General features: G+C 49.6%; 14 protein-coding genes. 10 read left to right on the forward strand and 4 right to left on the reverse strand.

The features are described from left to right. The first annotated feature begins 74 nt into the window (after nt 1-74). Entirely contained in the window at nt 75-1,184 is a 1,110-nt protein-coding gene (locus BMY62_RS00720) for a GGDEF domain-containing protein (RefSeq protein ID WP_090655130.1), read from the forward strand. 10 nt (nt 1,185-1,194) lie between these two features. On the opposite strand, the gene pyrC is transcribed toward BMY62_RS00720, so the two are convergent. Beyond that, nucleotides 1,195-2,259 (reverse strand): dihydroorotase, encoded by a 1,065-nt coding sequence (pyrC, locus tag BMY62_RS00725; protein WP_090655132.1) that lies wholly within the window; start codon nt 2,257-2,259, stop codon nt 1,195-1,197. Between the two features lie 61 nt (nt 2,260-2,320). Next, entirely contained in the window at nt 2,321-3,187 is an 867-nt protein-coding gene (gene rsmI / locus BMY62_RS00730; RefSeq protein WP_090655135.1) for a 16S rRNA (cytidine(1402)-2'-O)-methyltransferase, read from the reverse strand. 11 nt (nt 3,188-3,198) lie between these two features. Here rsmI and BMY62_RS00735 point away from each other — a divergent pair, with 11 nt between their 5' ends. Beyond that, a complete protein-coding gene (locus tag BMY62_RS00735; protein ID WP_256207369.1) occupies nt 3,199-4,320 on the forward strand; it encodes a penicillin-binding protein activator in 1,122 nt (373 codons plus the stop codon). 9 nt (nt 4,321-4,329) lie between these two features. After that, nucleotides 4,330-4,674: a YraN family protein gene (locus tag BMY62_RS00740; RefSeq protein ID WP_090655138.1), complete on the forward strand. Its 345-nt coding sequence runs from the start codon at nt 4,330-4,332 to the stop codon at nt 4,672-4,674. Between the two features lie 19 nt (nt 4,675-4,693). On the opposite strand, the gene BMY62_RS00745 is transcribed toward BMY62_RS00740, so the two are convergent. Next, nucleotides 4,694-5,434 (reverse strand): pteridine reductase, encoded by a 741-nt coding sequence (locus BMY62_RS00745; RefSeq protein WP_090655141.1) that lies wholly within the window; start codon nt 5,432-5,434, stop codon nt 4,694-4,696. Between the two features lie 133 nt (nt 5,435-5,567). Here BMY62_RS00745 and BMY62_RS00750 point away from each other — a divergent pair, with 133 nt between their 5' ends. The 3 genes from BMY62_RS00750 (at nt 5,568) to BMY62_RS00760 (ending at nt 9,963) form a co-directional block, all read left to right on the forward strand. Beyond that, nucleotides 5,568-6,773 (forward strand): class I SAM-dependent methyltransferase, encoded by a 1,206-nt coding sequence (locus BMY62_RS00750; RefSeq protein WP_090655320.1) that lies wholly within the window; start codon nt 5,568-5,570, stop codon nt 6,771-6,773. Nucleotides 6,774-7,330: 557 nt separating this feature from the next. After that, nucleotides 7,331-8,998, forward strand: a complete 1,668-nt coding sequence (locus BMY62_RS00755) for a cation:proton antiporter (RefSeq protein ID WP_090655145.1) — start codon at nt 7,331-7,333, stop codon at nt 8,996-8,998. Then, on the forward strand, nt 8,995-9,963 hold the full coding sequence (locus BMY62_RS00760) for a universal stress protein (RefSeq protein WP_090655148.1): 969 nt from the start codon (nt 8,995-8,997) through the stop codon (nt 9,961-9,963). Before BMY62_RS00755 ends, BMY62_RS00760 begins: the two co-directional genes overlap by 4 nt. A 214-nt stretch (nt 9,964-10,177) precedes the next feature. Here the strand turns inward: BMY62_RS00760 and BMY62_RS00765 are convergent, their stop codons facing one another. Next, a complete protein-coding gene (locus tag BMY62_RS00765; RefSeq protein WP_090655151.1) occupies nt 10,178-10,621 on the reverse strand; it encodes a hemerythrin domain-containing protein in 444 nt (147 codons plus the stop codon). 112 nt (nt 10,622-10,733) lie between these two features. Here BMY62_RS00765 and BMY62_RS00770 point away from each other — a divergent pair, with 112 nt between their 5' ends. The 4 genes from BMY62_RS00770 to BMY62_RS00785 all read left to right on the forward strand — a co-directional run bounded on the left by BMY62_RS00770 (nt 10,734) and on the right by BMY62_RS00785 (nt 15,520). Then, complete coding sequence (locus tag BMY62_RS00770) at nt 10,734-11,354, forward strand: phosphoribosyltransferase (protein WP_090655154.1); 621 nt, start codon at nt 10,734-10,736, stop codon at nt 11,352-11,354. Nucleotides 11,355-11,448: 94 nt separating this feature from the next. Then, nucleotides 11,449-12,234 (forward strand): M48 family metallopeptidase, encoded by a 786-nt coding sequence (locus BMY62_RS00775; RefSeq protein ID WP_090655157.1) that lies wholly within the window; start codon nt 11,449-11,451, stop codon nt 12,232-12,234. 78 nt (nt 12,235-12,312) lie between these two features. Beyond that, nucleotides 12,313-14,703: a Lon protease family protein gene (locus BMY62_RS00780; protein WP_090655160.1), complete on the forward strand. Its 2,391-nt coding sequence runs from the start codon at nt 12,313-12,315 to the stop codon at nt 14,701-14,703. Further along, nucleotides 14,684-15,520, forward strand: a complete 837-nt coding sequence (locus BMY62_RS00785) for a universal stress protein (protein WP_177170249.1) — start codon at nt 14,684-14,686, stop codon at nt 15,518-15,520. Before BMY62_RS00780 ends, BMY62_RS00785 begins: the two co-directional genes overlap by 20 nt. Nucleotides 15,521-15,525 lie beyond the last annotated feature (5 nt).

Genomic DNA, 15,525 nt, shown 5'->3' on the forward strand with positions numbered 1-15,525 from the left:
TGTTTCATGTAACTGATATTGATGAGGTGCTGAGCATGAATACAAACTAATTTTTCATAATATCAGGTGATTATGTGACTGAACATTCTTCAGAGCCGAATATTCAGAATGCTGAAAAAGAGCCTTCTCTGTTGGACAAACTGGCCTCATTAACGACGATACGAAATATCGAGCAGTTTGAGTTCAGTCTGTTGAAAACGATGGCCGAGCTATTGGAAATCAAAGAGATTTCAATGTATAAAGTGAGGGGGGCGAGTTCAAAATGCACTTTGATGGTTTACTCATCCGCAGTCAGTCCAGAAAAAGATCCTGAAACATACTCATTCCAATCCCACGAAGACTACACAAGTGAAATCAATCTGCCACCTGATATTGAAACTGCGTTGAAGCGGATAAAAACCACCGGTGAGCCGTATATCAGTGATAAACAGGGCCAACGATATTCGATCATTTATCCGGTATTTGAGGACAACCAGGTTAACAGCCTGTTATCCTTCGAGCTTTCACATGCCTTGAATGAAAAACAAATTCAGGTTTTAGCCAATCTGCTCGGTATTGCACACAATTTTCGTATTCTGCTGGATGAGAACCAGAGAGACAAGTTAACCGGTTTGCTAAACCGGCACACCTTTGAGGAGAGTATTCTCAAAATTCAGGAACTGTCGCTTAATGCCGGGCATTGCTGCGGCCAGCAGTGGAACAGCGAAAACAGAAGGAAGGCGCTTGATGGATTGGGTTATTGTCTTGCGATTATGGATATTGATGATTTCAAGCAGATCAATGATCGTTTCGGACATATTATCGGCGACGAAGTGCTGCTGTTAATATCGTATATCATGAAACAGAATTTTCGCACCAGGGATCTGCTATTTCGTTTCGGTGGAGAAGAGTTTGTTGTGATCTGCCGTGTTGAGAACGAACAGAACGCGCATACAGTGCTCGACCGTTTTCGAAGAGTTACTGCCGACTACCGCTTCCCGAGAGTCAGAACGGTTACGGTCAGCGTTGGCGCTACAATGATTAAAAAGAATCATCTGTTTGCGACCACAATAATAGGCAGAGCGGACAAAGCGCTATACTTTGCCAAAAAGAATGGCAAAAACCAGATTCATTTTTACGAGGATCTTATCAGACGCGGATACCTGGTAGAGCACGATAAAGCTGGAACAATCGACTTCTTCTAACCCGGCAATATCATATTGATAGAGCACTAGTCGATGCAGCCATTTTCCAATGGAGCTGTTCACCCGCGCAAAGCGGAATCAGTGTATCGGAAGCAAACGGTATTGTTTCAGGAACCTGCCAGTCGGCTTTTTGGAGCGTAATTGACGATGTGTTACGCGGCAATTGATAAAAATCCGCGCCATGGAAACTCGCAAACGCTTCCAGTTTGTCCAGTGCGCCAGCCTGATCAAACACTGCTGCGTAAAGTTCGATTGCAGCGTGCGCGGTAAATATTCCCGCGCATCCGCAATTGTTTTCTTTCAGCAAGCGTGTGTGTGGAGCACTGTCGGTACCCAGAAAAAACTTTTTGCACCCGCCCGTTGCCGCTCTGATCAGAGCCTGTCGATGGTTCTCGCGCTTCAATATCGGCAGGCAGTAATAATGTGGACGCACACCGCCACGGAAAATTTCGTTGCGATTATAGCGCAGATGGTGTGCGGTTATCGTGGCGGCAATATTGTCGGGCGCAGCGGATATGAACGCAACTGCATCCTGGGTTGTAATGTGTTCCAGAACAATACGAAGCTCGGGAAATTGGTGTATTAGCGGTGACAGTATGCAGTCAATAAAAACTTTTTCTCTGTCAAAAATATCAATTTCCGGATCGGTTACCTCACCGTGAATCAAAAGAGGCATGTTGTTTTTCTGCATTGCTTCCAGCGTGGCATAACAGCGTGTAATGTCAGTAACGCCTGCGTCGGAATGGGTTGTGGCGCCGGCGGGATAAAGCTTGATGCCGTGAATAAAACCGCTGTCTTTTGCGCGTGTAATTTCTTCGGGACTGGTATTGTCGGTCAAGTAGAGCGTCATCAGCGGTTCGAAAGTCTTTTTTTGCTCATCAGTTAGTGCTGCCAGAATCCGCTGCCGATAAGCCAATGCCAGCTCGGTCGTCACAATCGGTGGCTTCAGATTGGGCATAATGATGGCGCGTCCGAATTGCCTGGCGGAAAAAGGAAGTACCGCCTGCATTTGCGCTCCGTCTCGCAGATGCAGGTGAAAATCATCAGGTCGGGTGATATTCAGTGTATGGAGCATGTTCGGCAATATGGTTTCAGTATGTTATCAAAGTGGTCATGGTATACAAAGTGTACTTTTTTTATTGAGTTGGCAGATCAGTTTTTATTGACAATGCGAGCTGATAGAGCGCATTCCTGTTTTCTCCTGAAATTTCTGCTGTCAGCTTGACCGCCTGTTTCAGTGGCAGCTCGTTTAGCAGCACATTGAGCGTATTTTGGGTTTGCTCACTGATGCGGGATTTTTTTTCGATTTGCGTGCCGTGCACCAGCAGAACAAATTCTCCTTTTTGGTGGTGACTGTCAGCGTCGATCCATATGGTTGCCTCTTCGAGTGTGCATGTATGAATTGTTTCAAACAGTTTTGTCAATTCACGAGCGATGACCAGCTTTCGCTGTGGACCAAAAATGACAACCATGTCTGCGAGACATTCTACGATGCGATGCGGCGCTTCATAAAAAATCAGTGTATAGGGAAATGCAGCAAGTTCGGTCAATGCACGTCGGCGCAGGCCGGATTTTGCCGGCAGAAATCCATAAAACAGAAAGTGCGGGTTTGCTATACCCGCGGCAGACAGCGCACAGACGGCCGCATTGGGTCCAGGGATCGGAATAACTGTAAAATTATGCTCAAGAACCCGTTGCACCAGCAGGGCGCCTGGGTCCGAGATTGCCGGCGTGCCGGCATCAGAGAGCAATGCAACGGATTTTCCTGCCGTCAGAAAAGTGATGATTTTGTCAGCGGCATTTTTTTCATTGTGCTGGTGCAGTGCAATCAGTTGGGTGTTTTTTACAGTGATTCCATGATGTGACAACAGGTGCATGGAATTTTGAACATGTTCTGCAGCGATAACATCAACATGACCCAGTATCTGTATTGCGCGCAGACTGATGTCGTTTAGGTTTCCTATTGGGGTTGCTACCACATATAATGCACTTTTGACTGACATAATTGAATACAATGCGACGTTTTATCATCGTTCGTTTCTGTCTGGTTGTCTGGCTGACATGCGTGACACTATACGGCAGCCAGCATGTTTTTGCTACTCACCCGGATGGGTATTTTCCTGAGGCTGCCGCGCCGAGGCACATGCCGGAACAGGCCATTGTGCCGCATGTTGCGCTGATATTGCCGTTGCAATCGCGGTCATTCGGCCCGGCTGCGGAGATGGTTAAACAGGGCTTTGCTATCGCGGCTGAACGCGAAGCGGCGCTGCCACTGGTGGTGCGCATTTATTCGACAACGGAAGATCCGCTGGATATTTTGATAACCTATCATCGGGCGCTGGATGCCGGCGCAGTATTCATAGTCGGCCCGCTTACCCGCAATGGTGTTACCGCGCTGGCATCCAGTCATGTGGTTATGGTACCCACACTGGCGCTGAATGCAACGGACCAGGACATGATGCTGCCAGCGAACTTGTTCCTGTTTGGCCTGCAATCGGAATCCGAAGCTGCACATATAGCCGAAATGGCGCTGTCTACAGAAAAAAACCATGCCATTATTATCAAGGACAGAAGCGGACTGTCGCAGCGTTTGCAACAGGCGTTCGCCGATCGCTGGCTTGCGGAATACGGTCATACGGCGGAGTCGATAGACTATGATGATCATCAGGGTTTTTTTTCACAACTGAGAAAATATACCGCTGGTGAACAGAACCTTGTTTTTCTGACACTGGATGCCGACGAAGTACGCCGCGTCAGGCCATATCTCGATCCGCAAACACCGGTGTTTGCAACTTCGCAGGTTTTTATCACAAATCAGGATCCATTATTCAAGCATGATCTGAACGGTGTTCGATTTATGGATATGCCCTGGATGTTGCAGCCCGATCATCCTGCCGTTATGGCGTATCGGGATTCAGATAATAGCAGAGACAAGGATAAAGAGCGTCTCTTTGCGCTGGGTATTGATGCATTTCGTTTAATGCGTCATATGTTGCAAGCGCATTCGCCGTATAGTATCGCATTTGATGGCGTTACCGGCGATATCCGTTTTGTCCCGCCGGCTCATTTTATTCGTGAACCGGTTGCGGCCCAATTTGATCAGGGCAAAGTTCGAGTGCTGGAAAAAAGGCAGTAATCACTGCAAATGAAAGGCCGTGATGCTGAACAAATGGCGGCAGACTATCTGATGCGTCAGGGTCTTGTGCTGAGAGAACGAAACTACCGGTGTCGTTTCGGGGAGATCGACCTGATAATGTCAGATGCGGGACGACTGGTATTCGTCGAAGTCAGGATGAGAACCAGCGAGGCTTTTGGCGGTGCTGCCGGCAGTATAACATTCACCAAAAAGAACAGGCTATTACGCGCGGCACGGCATTACCTGTCTTCCCGGCTCGACACCGAACCTGCCTGTCGTTTCGATGTGGTACTGATTACAGGCGCTCGCAATCCGGTCATCAATTGGATCAGAAATGCGTTTGGTGAATCATAGGCCAAACGGCTGCGATCAGTTACAAGTGAATGCTGCGTCCACCATCCACGGCGATTATCTGACCTGTGATATACGGCGCATCGTCAATCAGGAACTGCACTGTTTTTGCGATGTCTTCCGGTTCGCCAGAGCGTTTTAAGAGCGTTCCATGAATGATTTTTTCACGTTGTTCCGTATTCGACCATGTACTGTCCTCGGGCCATAATATGGGTCCGGGGGATACACCGTTCACGCGCACATCGGGTGCCATTTCCAGCGCCAGAGATTTGGTGAGCGCCTGCAACCCTCCTTTGGCGGCATTGTAAATGACGAAATCTTTCAACGGTCGTTCGGTATGGATATCCACGATATTGATCACGCAACCGCGTTGTGCCCTGAGATACGGCTCGGCTGCCTGTGTCAGGAATAACGGCGCCATCAGGTTGCTGCCTACCAGGTCGTGCCATGCATCGGTTGTACATGCGTGCAGTGGTGTTGCAAAAAAACTGGAGGCGTTATTGATTAACACGTCCAGCCGGCCATAGCGCGCCACGGTTTTTTCGATAAGGTCTGGCAGCAGCCCGGTATCGAGTAAGTCAGTCTGGGCCAGAGAAGCCGAATTCGTTCTTTTTTGGTCCAGTTCGTGCTGTAGCGCACGCGCTTCCTCAATCGAGCTGCGATAATGAATGACAACCGTAGCCCCGTGCGCGTGGAGTCTGCGGCAGATTGCCGCGCCCACGCGTTTCGCACCCCCGGTTACCAGAACAACTTTTCCCTGCACGGTGATCTCCCGTAAAATACATACTGATTGCTTATTGAACGTATTATAAAACCACAGGTTTTATCCAAGTGAAATTTATCATATTGAGAACAAATTAACGATGTGTGCCGATACTACATCTTCAACCCGTACAATGCTCTCGGGTTTGCCAGCATGTGATGACAACGCGCTGGTACACAGCCGGAAACTTCAGTCGCTTATTCGTGACGCAATCGCATCGGCCGGTGGCTGGATTCCGTTTGCGCGTTATATGGAATATGCCCTGTATCATCCCGGGCTCGGCTATTACAACGGTGGAGCAACCAAGCTTGGCGGCAGTGGTGATTTTGTTACTGCGCCAGAAATTTCATCGTTATTTGGGTACACGCTGGCAGCACAGGTACGGCAAATTTCCGAATGCGTGAACAAGAAAACCGGTGCAGCCGATATTCTTGAATTAGGCGCAGGCTCAGGCAAACTGGGGGTAGATTTGCTGCAGGAACTGGAACGGCAAAATTGCCTGCCGCGACACTATTATATTCTCGAAGTCAGCGCAGAGTTGCGCGAGCGTCAGCAACACCTGTTGACTGAAAAAATGCCACACTTGCAATCGCGTGTTAGCTGGATTGACCGGCTTTCTGATCAATTTTGCGGCACCATTCTGGCGAATGAAGTATTCGATGCGCTGCCGGTACATCTAGTTAAGTGGCAGGACCATGAAATTTACGAGCGCGGCGTGGCCTGGGATAACCATGAGCAGGCGAATGAATTTGTCTGGGTTGATCAGCCTGTTGACAACAATACGCTCAAAATGGCTGCGACTGCATTGTCTGGCTTAATCAATCCTGAACAACGTGGTGATTTTTCCTATATCAGCGAAATCAATCTGAATGCCGGTTTTTTGGTGCAGACGCTGGCCAAAATTCTGCATGTGGGTGCGGTGGTGTTGATCGACTATGGATTTGGCCGGGGCGAGTATTATCATCCGCAACGCGATCAGGGTACGCTCATGTGTCACTACCGGCATCATGCGCATGGTGATCCTTTTTTTCTGCCGGGGCTGCAGGATATCACAAGTCATGTTGATTTCAGCGCAGTGACCGAAGCCGCTGTTAAAACGGATATGTCGCTGCTGGGCTACACGACGCAAGCCCATTTTTTGTTGAATTGTGGCGTGACGGAAATTCTTGCCCGGACGCCTGCTGAAGATGTGCACAATTACTTGCCGCTTGCAAATCAGCTGCAAAAGCTTGTCAGTCCCGCCGAAATGGGTGAACTCTTCAAGGTTATTGCGTTTGGTAAACAGATTACCGAACCGTTGATTGGTTTTGCCGGTGGAGACAGAACCCGAATGCTGTAAATTGTATTATTTCATGCTGACCTGACGAATAGTGTCAAACGGCAGTGAAAGCTGAAGTTCGGATGAATCGGATTTCGGCAACAATCGGCCAAAACTGGTCAGTCACTACATTCAACAAATCTCCGATAATCTGGTTTTGTTATAATGAAAGCTGAATCAACGTATTGTTATCAAAATGACGGAAAAAGCATGCAACTTGAAGTGTTAGATTCATTTTTGACGTAATATATTGTGCGTCATTTCGGACATTTAATTCTAAGTACTCTTTCAATATGATATTGTCTGGTACAGCATTACCGTGGTGTTATGGATCAAGGCACAGTACGCTGGAAAGGGCTGTTCCCTTTTCAAGTACTGTAACGCGGCTGCAGGACACCACGGTAACGCCCTGTGGGTGAGCTTGTCAGCGTCCATGGACTGCGTTGCGTCTTTTGGTAATAGAACGACTATTTCCTGCAAGACACGCCTTGCCATGAACACTGACAAGTTCACTGAACCCGGCAATATCAAATTGAAAGAGTACTAGTAAGGCAGGAAATAACGGATAATCCGTTGCAATGATTGAGAATATATTCATACAAATCGGGGCCATTCTTGGTCTCGCAGTTGTTGGCGGGGCCCTGGCTCAGCTGTTGCGTCAGCCCTTGATCGTTGCTTTCATTGCCGTAGGTATTCTGGTCGGCCCTTCTGCCCTGGGCCTGGTCGCGCACAGTAGTGAAATCGAGCTGTTCGCCCGGCTCGGTATCGCACTGCTGCTGTTCGTAGTGGGTTTGAAACTTGATCTGCATATCATACGTACCGTAGGTCCAGTGGCACTTGCTTCCGGCCTCGGACAGGTGTTCTTTACCTCCGTGGTGGGCTACCTGCTCGCACTGTTGTTAGGTATGTCTCATGTAGCCGCGATTTATGTGGCGGTGGCACTCACCTTTTCCAGTACTATCATCATTGTCAAACTGCTCTCAGACAAACGTGAAGTAGATGCGCTGCATGGTCGTATCGCGGTCGGTTTTCTTATCGTGCAGGACATTGTGGTGGTGCTGGTAATGATTGGCCTGACTGCCTTCGGACAGGCGGGCGGCGATGTCAACATGGGCTGGGAGGCCCTGAAGGTTGTTCTCAAAGGGGCCGCCATGCTGCTGGTCGTGGCCTTGTTGATGCGCTATGTCCTGCCGGGGCTGTTGCATCGCCTGGCCCATTCGTCGGAACTATTGATGTTGTTCGCCATCGCCTGGGCTGTGCTGGGTGCCGTCGCCGGGGATGCTCTGGGTTTCAGCAAGGAAGTAGGCGCCTTTCTTGCTGGCGTTTCCATTGCCTCGACACCATTCCGTGAACAAGTTGCCGCACGCCTGGTGAGTCTGCGTGATTTCTTGTTGCTATTTTTCTTTATTGAACTGGGGGCGATCCTCGACCTCAGCACGCTGGGTATGCAAGTCGGTGCTTCTATGGTGTTCTCGCTGTTTGTGCTGATTGGTAACCCGATCATTGTAATGATCATCATGGGTTATATGGGATACCGTAAACGTACCGGATTTCTCGCCGGATTGACGGTGGCCCAGATCAGCGAGTTTTCCTTGGTACTCGCAGCACTTGGCCTGAGCCTGGGCCACCTGCAACAGGAGACCGTAGGACTGATTACGCTAGTGGGATTGATCACTATCAGCGCGTCCACCTACATGATCCTCTATTCCCACGCTATTTATGAACGTCTCGCGCCCTGGCTGTCGTTATTTGAGCGCAAGATGACGCATCGGGAACTCGACAGCCCATTTGATGGGAAAGGTGGAGTGGATGTGTTGCTGTTCGGGCTGGGTCGCTACGGCGCATCACTGGCGGAGAATCTTCGCGACCGAGGCTGTAGAGTACTCGCAGTGGACTTCGACCCTACCACCGTACAGCAACATATACGCGACGGTTATCAGGTGCATTACGGTGATGCGGAAGATCCGGAGTTAGTGGCGACCCTGCCTCTGGCACATACACGTTGGGTTGTCAGTACTGTACGTGACCGAACTATTAACCGTACCCTGCTTCATGGTCTGCGCCAGAATAACTATCTTGGCAAGGTTGCTATCGCCAGCGCCAGCCACCGGGATGTGCGCCAGTTCGAGCAAGATGGTATCGATATGGTGTTGATGCCTTATGCGGATGCGGCAAAAGAAGCGGCTGAAAGACTGCTATCGGACGTGCGCGACGAAAACCCCGGAAAAAATGGAGAAATGGGATGAAACTATTTAATAACCTCTTGTATGTATTTGAACAGTCCACCGCACAAGATACTGCTATCGCACGGGCGGTGTCGCTGGCGCAGAACAACCAGGCGCGGCTGACAATTATTGATGTCATTCCAGAGCAAAAGGCAAAGATCGGGATGCCGCCGGGCGGTCCTGTTTCTAACGATCTGACGGCGGCGATGATTGCGCAGCGGCGGCAGATGCTGAAGTCATTGATCGCGCCTTACACGACACAGTTAGACTTCGGTATCGAGATTCTCGTTGGTATAAAATTCCTCGAGGTCATTCGTGCCGTGCAGCGAAACGATTACGATTTGGTTATCAAGCCCGCTGAGAATCCCGATTGGGTCGAGCGGCTGTTCGGCTCAGATGATATGCATCTGCTGCGTAAATGTCCTTGCCCAATCTGGTTAATGAAACCACACGAGAAATCCAACTATGAACGTATCGTGGCTGCCGTGGACTTTGATCCCGACGAAACCGAATCTGACGAGCAAGCATTGAATCAACTGATTCTCGGTATGTCCAGTTCACTCGCGCTATCCGACTTTGCCCAGTTGCATCTTGTGCATGTGTGGGATGTGCCCGAGGCAGGCTTTGCGAGTTTATGGGCGGATAATCCAAAAGCAGCCGAGATGAACATGATTGAGGCCGTCCGCCTACAGCACAAGGCTGGCATGGACACCCTGATTCGAATGCTCAGTGAACAAATAAGTGCAGACGCATACAAGTACTTAACTCCCCGGGTTCACTTGCTCAAGGGATCGGCGCAAAAGGTGATACCTGCGTTGGTCAAAGAGTTAAAGGTAGATCTGGTCGTCATGGGCACGGTGGCGCGCACAGGTATTCCAGGTTTTATCATAGGCAATACAGCGGAGGCGATTCTGGATCAATTGCAATGCTCTGTGCTGGCGGTAAAACCCCCGGGATTTGTGTCTCCGGTTCCTAGGGAATCATGATTGCCTAACAAAGCAAAATGCAACCAGACAGCAAAAAGCGCTCTTCGTTCCCCGCTCCGCTTTATGCTGCCGGTGATTTGCGGCATTATCACTGTATAAAGGAATTTGTACTATCTCACCGTCCACTTAGGGCCGACACCGGCACTTATCCTTAACTCACTGAATGTCTTCTATCAGGAAGCAGGCAATTAAATCGTGAGATACTAAAGAGCTATCAACTGCACCGTGCGTCACTTGCTGCGGCAATGGCTTGCAGCGTATCTTCATCGAGCACTGTCTGGGCCGCTTCAAATAATTCGCGTTCTTCAAATCGAATATGCCGCTGCAACAGTTCACCAAGCTGTTTTAGACTGGCAGCGCTCCGTGGAGTATCAGGGGACAGCAATTGCCGCAATGCTGCATGTTCGGCGATCAACCGGTCAGCCAGCTGTTTAAGATGTGGATCACCAAGTGCAGTAAACGCGGCGGCTATGTATGACTCTTCGATTTCGAAATGAGATATCAGTACTTCATCTGCGTGTTCCTGTAACTCATTCCAAACGATTTGCAGGTCATCATTGCCCAGCTCTTGCATCACAGCCTTTTTGGCTTTGTTTGCCAATACCAGGCCGTGGTGGTGTTCAATGGATAACGCTTTCAATGCGGTATTTCGTTTCAAAAAATAATCTCCAAATGATACAAATACATTTTTTTTCTGCTATTTTATCTATCTGTGCGGAATTTAAAAATACGTGTGTATTTGAATTCTGCGAATCAGGCGGAGGTCAACCATGTTTCAAAATCGTGACGATGCGGCCATAAAACTGGCAAAGCGGCTGGTGCCATATCAGGGACGGAACCCACTGATACTGGCGATACCACGTGGTGCTGTGCCCATGGCAAAGATCATTGCTGAGGCGCTGCAAGGTGAAATGGACATAGTGCTTGTACGCAAACTGGGCGCGCCCGGTAATCCGGAACTGGCGATTGGAGCAATTGACGAAACGGGGTGGACTTATCTGACCCCGGAAGCAAAACAGATTGTGCACGATCCGCAGTATGTCGAGCTGGAAAAACATAAACAGCTGGAAATCATGCGGTCTCGGCGTAAATTGTACACACCTGTCCGACCGCCGTTGAATCCTGAAGGCCGTATCGTGATAGTGGTGGATGACGGACTGGCGACAGGCTCGACCATGATAGCGGCACTGCATGCGCTGCGAGCCCGAAACCCTGAAAAACTGGTTTGCGCAGTCCCCGTGGCACCGTCGGATACTTTGACCAAAGTTGCGTCTTACGCTGATGAAACGGTTTGTCTTGAGTCACCTGTATTTTTTTATGCCGTTGGACAGTTTTATCATGTTTTCCAGCAAGTCAGTGATGATGAAGTGACCGGGTTGCTGGCAAAGTAATGTTCATACCGAATCAGATGAGACTCAAGCAAGCCCGCGGTTCGGTATACAATAGCGCAACAGTTCAACGCTTTTTTTTAAGGAGTCGTCATCAATGTATATTCGCATTATCATTGTCGTATTACTGATGCTGACATTGTCAACCTGCGCAACGTCGCCAACGGGAAGAAGTCAGCTGATTTTTATGCCTGACGATGAAGTCGACGCCATGGGGTTGCAGGCATTCAATAATCTGAAGTCTGAAAAACCGATCAGCAATAATCGGCGTGTCAATCAGTTTGTGCAATGTGTTGCAACCGCAATTACTGCGGAAGTCGGTGGCAATTGGGAAGTGATAGTATTTGATGATGCTTCTTTAAATGCATTTGCGCTGCCGGGAAATAAAATCGGCGTGCATTCCGGCCTGGTGGACCTGGTTGATAATCAGGATCAACTGGCATCCGTCATCGGGCACGAAGTCGGGCATGTGCTCGCGAAACACAGTAATGAGCGCATGTCGCAAAAGCTGGGCGCGCAAGTAGGGGTGTCGCTGATTGCCGCCGTGGCGGCACCACAAACAGCGCTGGGGCAGACGGCGGTAAGCCTGCTGGGTGTCGGTGCGCAATACGGCATCATCATGCCGTTCAGTCGACTGCATGAAAGCGAGGCGGACAATATCGGTGTCGAAATAATGGCCAAAGCGGGTTTTGATCCTGTCGAAAGCATTACTTTGTGGCGCAAAATGGCACAGGCCAGTCAAGGGGGGCATCCGCCCGAGTTTTTATCCACGCATCCATCTCATGGCACGCGCATAGAGGATTTGCAGACGCTGATGCCGAAAGCGATGGAGCTGATGCGAAAGGCTCATGCGGTCGGCAAGAAACCGGATTGCGTCAAGTAAATACCGCCGCAACGCAAGCCAATGATCAGGCAGACACGATAAATGACATGAAGCCACGGGAAACATTCGAGCCGACGCATGAAAAAACCATTAGACAAGAGTCAACTTTACACCGCCTGCGATAGTAGCCGGTTCGATTTTGAGACAACGGATCAACTCAAGGATTTACCGGAAATCATTGGTCAGAATCGTGCCATGCAGGCGCTGCATGTTGGTGTAAATATACAGCACGACGGCTATAATCTGTTTGTGCTGGGCCCCCCGGGTCTTGGTAAGCATGCTGTTGTCAGGGAATACCTGGAGTCATTGTCCAAATCACGGGAAACCCCACCTGACTGGGTATACGTCAACAATTTTGAGAAGCCTTCCGAACCCATTGCGATCAGCCTGACCAGCGAGCACGCCTTGATTTTTCGCGATGATATGCATCAATTGGTCGAAGATTTGTGCAGCGCGATTCCAGGGGCTTTTGAAACAGACGAATACCGGTTGAGATTGCAGGAAATCGATGACGAGCTTAAGAAGACAATCGAGTCTGCTTTCGGGCAACTTAATGAAGAAGCCGAAGCCAGTCATATGCGTCTGCTGCGTACGCCACATGGTTTTGCGTTCGCGCCGATCAGAAACAACGAAGTGATCAAGCCCAAGGAATTTGATGAATTACCTGAACAGGAAAAACGGCAGATTGAAAAAACCATTCATGCACTTGAGGAGAAACTGACCGGCATTTTGCGAATGCAGCCGCAGTGGCAGCGTGAGGCCAGAAACAAAGTCAAGGAACTCAATCGTGAAATCGTCATGTTCGCATCCGGCCACCTGATTGATGAACTGAAGCGCAAATACCAGGACCATTCGGTCATTCAGAATTACCTGGAAGCAGTACAGCAGGATGTGATTCAAAATCTCCAGAATTTTCGACGGGATGAAGATGCGCAGGATCATATGAATATGCCGCTCATGAAAATGCCCGCCTTTCGTCGTTATGAAGTCAATATCATTGTCGACCACACCCAGCACGACGGCGGTGTGCCGGTAGTGTTTACCGATTTGCCCAATTATGCGAACCTGATCGGTGCGGTTGAACACACTGTGCATATGGGCGCGTTGCAGACTGATTTTACCCTGATCAAAGCGGGCGCCCTGCACCAGGCAAACGGTGGTTATCTGGTCATCGACGCCCTCAAGCTGTTGACGCAGCCCTATGCGTGGGAAGGACTCAAGCGTGCATTGATCTCGCGGGAAATTAAGATACAGTCGCTTGGCCAGATTTACAGTCTGGTCAATACCGTAAGTCTTGAACCAGAACCGATTCCGCTGACAATCAAGGTCGTGCTGATTGGTGATCGTATGCTTTATTATTTGCTGCATGCTTACGATACCGAATTCAAGCAGTTATTCAAAATAGCTGCCGATTTTGAAGAGCGTGTGGAGCGTACTTCTGAGAATCAGCGCGTGTATGCCCGAATGATCGCAGGTATGCTGCATCGCAACAACTTGAGGCCGTTTGAGTGTTCTGCGGTGGCGCGCATCATTGAGCATGGTGCCCGGCTGGCAGGCGATGCTGAAAAACTGTCGATTAATGTGACTGCCATTTCCGAGGTGCTGTGTGAAGCCGATTACTATGCCGCCGAATCGAGTCAGTCTGTTGTCGGCCGTGAGCATGTACAGCGTGCAATTGATGCAAAATTCTATCGTGGCGACCGCATACGCGAGCAACTGCACGAGGCGATAAACCGCGGTATTTTGTTGATTGATACGGATGGTGCCAAGGTCGGTCAAATAAACGGACTGGCTGTCATGCAGCTGGGCGATGTCAGCTTTGCCATGCCGTCACGTATTACTGCAACAGCGCGCCTTGGCAGTGGAAAAGTAGTCGACATAGAGCGGGAGACAAAGCTCGGCGGCGCAATTCATTCCAAAGGTGTGTTCATTCTGTCATCTTTTCTGGCTGAACGTTATGCCAAAGATTATCCGCTGTCACTTTCAGCCAGTCTGGTTTTTGAACAATCCTATGGCAGGATTGAAGGTGACAGCGCATCCATGGCGGAGTTATGCAGTCTGCTCTCTGCTTTGTCGAATCTGCCCATTTTGCAGAGTATGGCGATAACGGGTTCTGTCAATCAGCGTGGTGAATCACAGGCCATTGGCGGTGTGAATGAAAAAATTGAGGGATTCTTCGATATCTGCAGATTCAGAGGTCTGTCAGGCAGCCAGGGTGTGTTGATACCGGCCAGTAACAGAATGCACCTGATGCTGCGTGCCGACGTCATCGAAGCCTGTGAAGCCGGCCAGTTTGCTGTCTATGCCTACAATACCGTTGACGAAGCGATGGAAATTCTGACGGGTGAAACGGCTGAGCACGTTAACAGCCAGGTAGAAGCGCGTTTGTCTCATTTAGAGAAAATCCGGCAGAATCTGGCCAAGCATGACAAAGATATATCAGGTGACAATGGAAAAGGTACTGATTAGTCGAATTCTGGTGGCACTGGATGCCAGCACATCCAGCCGGAATGTACTGCAGGCCGGTATCACACTCGCTACGCACTTTAACGCGGAGCTCAACGTGTTGTTTATCGAGGATATTGATTTGCTGCACGTTGCTGAACTGCCATTTGTGCGCGAGGTGATTTACGGCGCGCCTGTGGGTCGTTCAATCAATGTTATGGCCATGGAGCGTTCGCTGCAGACGCAGACCGCGCAACTACGCAAACTGGTTGAATCTATCGCGCGAGAGAATCAGATTAAAATTACCTTTAGTGTCATGCGCGGGAATGTTGCGAGAATGCTGTGCGATGCATCGCAACAGACAGATTTGCTTGTTATTGGAAAAAATACACAATTGTTGCTGAAAAGCCGGAAAATCGGCAGCATTACTCGGCTGGTACTATCGACTGCCCGGTGCAATCTGGCCGTGTTGCAGTATGGCAGCAGTATTGAGCGGCCTGTCGTGGTTGTTTATACCGGAGACAGAACCGGTCAGCGTGCACTTGCACTGGCGATTGAGTTGGCCCGTGAAGACCATAATCAGTTAATCATCGTGCTGCCTGCTGTTGATGATTCTGAATATCAGCAACTGTGCGAGTCTGTTCAAAATAATGTTCGGGATCCTTCATTGCAAATAAGCCTGACCAGATTGTCGATCAATTCTGCCGAGCAGATTTTACAGGTGATACAGCAGGTTCATGGGCGCATCCTGCTTCTGGAAAATGACAGTGCATTTCTTACAGACCTGGAGCAGCAGTTGCTGATTACCCAGTCGGATATTCCCGTTATTCTGCTGCGCTGAGAGTC

Origin of the sequence: Nitrosomonas marina, assembly GCF_900111605.1 — a bacterium.
GTDB classification, from domain to species: domain Bacteria; phylum Pseudomonadota; class Gammaproteobacteria; order Burkholderiales; family Nitrosomonadaceae; genus Nitrosomonas; species Nitrosomonas marina_A.

Coding starts and splice junctions, on each gene's coding strand:
- pyrC (WP_090655132.1), bottom strand. CDS start 2,259: ATGCTCCATACACTGAATATCACCCGACCTGATGATTTTCACCTGCAT.
- rsmI (WP_090655135.1), bottom strand. CDS start 3,187: ATGTCAGTCAAAAGTGCATTATATGTGGTAGCAACCCCAATAGGAAAC.
- BMY62_RS00735 (WP_256207369.1), top strand. CDS start 3,199: ATGCGACGTTTTATCATCGTTCGTTTCTGTCTGGTTGTCTGGCTGACA.
- BMY62_RS00740 (WP_090655138.1), top strand. CDS start 4,330: ATGAAAGGCCGTGATGCTGAACAAATGGCGGCAGACTATCTGATGCGT.
- BMY62_RS00750 (WP_090655320.1), top strand. CDS start 5,568: ATGCTCTCGGGTTTGCCAGCATGTGATGACAACGCGCTGGTACACAGC.
- BMY62_RS00755 (WP_090655145.1), top strand. CDS start 7,331: ATGATTGAGAATATATTCATACAAATCGGGGCCATTCTTGGTCTCGCA.
- BMY62_RS00760 (WP_090655148.1), top strand. CDS start 8,995: ATGAAACTATTTAATAACCTCTTGTATGTATTTGAACAGTCCACCGCA.
- BMY62_RS00770 (WP_090655154.1), top strand. CDS start 10,734: ATGTTTCAAAATCGTGACGATGCGGCCATAAAACTGGCAAAGCGGCTG.
- BMY62_RS00775 (WP_090655157.1), top strand. CDS start 11,449: ATGTATATTCGCATTATCATTGTCGTATTACTGATGCTGACATTGTCA.
- BMY62_RS00780 (WP_090655160.1), top strand. CDS start 12,313: ATGAAAAAACCATTAGACAAGAGTCAACTTTACACCGCCTGCGATAGT.
- BMY62_RS00785 (WP_177170249.1), top strand. CDS start 14,684: ATGGAAAAGGTACTGATTAGTCGAATTCTGGTGGCACTGGATGCCAGC.